The 3,867-nt window shown below is 36.3% G+C and carries 5 protein-coding genes; 2 read left to right on the top strand and 3 right to left on the bottom strand.

Going from position 1 to position 3,867, the window contains the following annotated elements; translation table 11 throughout:
* Positions 1–117: 117 nt before the first annotated feature.
* The gene (locus LACDD01_RS06135) at positions 118–378 is read right to left on the bottom strand and encodes a hypothetical protein (protein ID WP_061413767.1); all 261 of its coding nucleotides are present in this window, start codon (positions 376–378) and stop codon (positions 118–120) included.
* Positions 379–411: 33 nt separating this feature from the next.
* Positions 412–606 (bottom strand): helix-turn-helix domain-containing protein, encoded by a 195-nt coding sequence (locus LACDD01_RS06140; protein ID WP_061413770.1) that lies wholly within the window; start codon positions 604–606, stop codon positions 412–414.
* Positions 607–739: 133 nt separating this feature from the next.
* On the opposite strand from LACDD01_RS06140, the gene LACDD01_RS06145 reads away from it, so the two are divergent.
* Together LACDD01_RS06145 and LACDD01_RS06150 are read left to right on the top strand one after the other, a co-directional pair.
* The gene (locus LACDD01_RS06145; protein ID WP_061413772.1) at positions 740–1,243 is read left to right on the top strand and encodes a helix-turn-helix domain-containing protein; all 504 of its coding nucleotides are present in this window, start codon (positions 740–742) and stop codon (positions 1,241–1,243) included.
* Positions 1,244–1,314: 71 nt separating this feature from the next.
* Positions 1,315–2,514 (top strand): tyrosine-type recombinase/integrase, encoded by a 1,200-nt coding sequence (locus LACDD01_RS06150; RefSeq protein ID WP_061413774.1) that lies wholly within the window; start codon positions 1,315–1,317, stop codon positions 2,512–2,514.
* A gap of 96 nt (positions 2,515–2,610) precedes the next feature.
* Here the strand turns inward: LACDD01_RS06150 and mvk are convergent, their stop codons facing one another.
* Entirely contained in the window at positions 2,611–3,543 is a 933-nt protein-coding gene (gene mvk / locus LACDD01_RS06155) for a mevalonate kinase (RefSeq protein ID WP_061413775.1), read from the bottom strand.
* Between the last annotated feature and the right edge of the window lie 324 nt (positions 3,544–3,867).

The raw sequence follows: 3,867 nt of genomic DNA on the forward strand, positions 1-3,867 counted from the left end.
CGTAGTGCTGTCCATGTGTGTTAATGGCTCTGGAGTTTCGACTGTTTCAGTTGCTTCGACATCTTGTTTTTCTGTTTTTTTAAATAACATTGTTAGTTTTCCTTAATTTCTATCGCTTCATGCGCGAGCATTTGATTTTTTCAAAAATTCTTTAATCTCATGAAATGCCAATCCAGCTTGAAGCATGCAGACAACGCTGTCTGTGTACGCTCTGAGCTTTTCTTTTTGCACTTGGGTCAATTCTTCGCCTGACTTCTTAAAAGCCGTCAGACTGCGATATTTTGCCGTTGTGAGCTGTACCAATAAATCAAGAATGATTTTTCGATAATAAGGCTTCGCATTTGGATTTTGTGAGATTGCTTTTTCTAATTTGTTCATATTCTAATTTTTGCCTGGCAGCATATTCTTTAATTAGTAGTTTTTGGATATGTAATCCATAATCTTCACATACGTTTTATTTTTCACTTCTTCGCCGTCTGGATTTTTGATAATTTTTCTAACGGTATTGCCGTGAAGTCCAGTGGCATTAGCTATATCTTCACAAGTGATATTTTGCTCACCTCTCAAACGTCTTAAAGCTCGTTTGCTTTCTGTAGTTAAAAGCATATTAGTAGCCCTCCTTTCGTGTAAACTTTCAGTTTACTTAATAAGTATAGTAAACTTTATGTTTATTGTCAACTTTAAAGTTACTGTTTTTTATAGTTTTTGATATAATCATGTTAGAAAGGTAGGATAAATTATGACAATTACATCAGATAGAATTCATAAATCAAGGGTAAAATCAGGTATGAGTCGAGCCGAATTATCCCGTGAAATTGAAGTTTCAAAAACAACTATTCAAAAATGGGAAGAAGGCATAACAGCTCCACGGAGAGATAAAATAAAAAAATTATCTCAAGCTTTTAATGTTTCAGAAAAATATTTACTGGGATTTTCTAATTTTGAAAATGATCTTGAATTACTAAACGAAGCTGTTGATATAGGGAAAGAGTTGACTTCATTTTTAGGCATTAATGTTAAAAGTGATAAGTCTCTTCCAGTTTCTAGTAATGAGTTATATCAAGAAACTAGAGAAGTTATTGATAATGCTTTTAATATACCGCCCGAAGACAAACAAGTATTTGAAAAAATAATTTATAACTTTCTTCTACTATCTAATGATGAAAGAGAAGACATAGTCGAGTATTCAGAATTTGTATTAGCAAAAAAAGGATATATCATCCCAAAAAATAAAGACAACTAGGGTGTAAATATTTTCACACCCCATAATTTCATGTTTTAACTTTTGCCTGGCAGCGATAGAAGGATAACAACATGAATAAATTGAATATTAAAGAATATAAGACCAAAGCTGGAGAAGTACGTTATATCCTCCGTGGTGCTTATATTGGCACTGATAGGCTTACAGGTAAGCAAATTAAAACGGACGTCCGTGGGCGCACAAAAACAGGCGTCAAGAATGAACTTGAACGCCTTAAATCAGATTTTAAAAAGAATGGTAACACCAGAGGTAAGCAGTCGCTTGAAACCTTTGCAGAAGTTGCTGAGAGCTTCTTCGAGCTTTACAAGCTGCAACGTAAAATCGGTTCAATCGACCAAATGCGATCAAACTTAGATAATTATGCTTTGCCTGCTTTTGGTAAAAAGAAAATCAGCAAAATTACAACGGCACAGATACAGAAAAAAGTCATTGAATGGGCTAAAAGTGCAGCACAGCCATTGAACGGTATTAAAAAGCGCCATGCGGGAAAAGGTAAGGACTACAAGCTGCAGCTTAATGTCGTTAGTCGTATCTTTCAGCATGCACTTTCTCTGGGGATCGTGGAAAATAATCCGTGTCAATCGGTATTAGTTCCAAATGTAAAAATCGAAAAAGCAGAAAAAAGTATCAAATTCTACACTAAATCTGAGCTGTCAGACCTCTTCTCTTACGTTGATAATCTGCCTCTTAATAAATGGTCTAGTGAGTATTTTAAAGCACTGCTGCGCGTGCTTGTGGCTTCTGGTATACGTATCGGCGAGGCTATGGCTCTGACTTGGAATGATGTCGACTTAGATAAGCAGACAATTACAATCAGTAAAACGACTGTCCAACGTAAAATAGTTCAAGATACGCCAAAGAGTAACCGAAGTAATCGAACAATTACAATCGACAATAAAGCTACTTCTACTCTTAAACGCTGGTATTTATTTCAGAAACGCCACTTCATGGCTCTTGGATACCCACAGCAAGCACAAGTTTTCCCAACTGCAAAAGGTACAGTAATGGATTATAGCCACCTCACACAGCGCCTAAAAGCCTATGAGGCTGCTGCTGGATTACCTATACTATCATTTCACGGCTTTAGACATTCTCATGCAAGTTTATGTTTAAACGCTGGTATGAGCTATAAAGTTATACAGGAGCGATTAGGACACTCAACTTTACAAATGACAATGGATCTATACTCTCACTTAGAACCTGAGAAGAAAAATCAAGAGCTAGAATTATTCTCGAAATATGCTAATTTCTGAGTGAAACTCTGTTAAAAGCTCTGTTAATTGATTTTTAGGTAAAATAAAAACCCTCAGAAAGCCAATGACTGCAAGGGTTTTAGATTATTATTTATTTTATATAGAGTAAATCCAGGTATTCTTGGCGCCATTTTTCAAAAGCTTTTGACTAATGCGGATTGCATCTTTTTCATTAGCTGCTAGAGCGACCATTACCCCACCTAGACCTGAGCCTGTAAGCTTGGCTCCCAGAGCACCATTTCTCAGCGCTGTGTCCACTAAGGTATCTAAGCGCGGGTGTGAAACTCCAAGTGAAGAAAGATTTTCATGCGCTTGGTTCATCACTTGCCCCAAATCTTTTAATTTATTTGTCATGAGAAAATCTTTTGAAGCTTTTGAGAGTTGACCTAACTTTTCAATATGGCCTTGTGCTTTGGCCTTATTCTCTGATAATTTTTCCCTGACTATGCTAATCGCTTGACTAGTAAAGCCATGTACACCTGAATCTCCAATAACCAGGTAACCAGATAGATTGATATCAAAAGATTCGGCAGTTTGACCTTTAATAAACCAAAGCGGTAACTCCGAATTAACGGTTGCGACATCAATTCCTGATGAGCGGCCATGCGTAATATTCTCCGAGAAGTTAGCAAAAGATAAGAGCATTTCATCTGTTAGCTCTGCATCAAAAAAATCATAAAAGGCACGTGTGATTGCTGTTGCTAGAGCTGCTGATGCTCCCAATCCCCGTCCCAAAGGAATATTCGAATCAATTTCCAGAGAAAATGGAAGTTTTACGGAATGGAATTTTTCTAAAAGACGTAGGATGAGTTGGCGTACCCCCTCAAATTCGTCTCCTAACACATCCAATCTGCGCCGCGATTCATTATTTTCAATATATTGTCCGTATTTGATAGAAGAAATTGTAACGGTTGTCTTCAGAATAGTAACAGGTAACGCAATTGCAGGCTGCCCATAAACAACCGAATGCTCTCCAATCAAAATTAATTTGGAATGAGCGGTTCCTGTGCCCATTTTATTTGTAGTCATAACTATAAATTCTCCATTAAAGTACGCAAAGGTACTTGACAATTTTATAAAATTTGAGAGTGAAAATCAAGTAGCAATTCTTTTTTTGCCCATAATATCTAGATAAATAGGATAAATCTGTCCTTTCTCTTCTGGTATTGTGTCAAAAAAGTTATAATAAAAACATGGACAATCTACGCAAAGCAATTGAAAAAATGGATATTGTCACTGTCGATGCTGCAGTTAAATATAGTGGGTTAAGCAGAAAAGTGATACTTGATTTTATCCATGAAAATCCTCATCTAAGAATCTTTGATGAACAAGAGCAACATTGGGTTAATGAAA

The sequence above is a fragment of the Lactococcus sp. DD01 genome (assembly GCF_001578715.1).
Lineage (GTDB): Bacteria > Bacillota > Bacilli > Lactobacillales > Streptococcaceae > Lactococcus > Lactococcus petauri.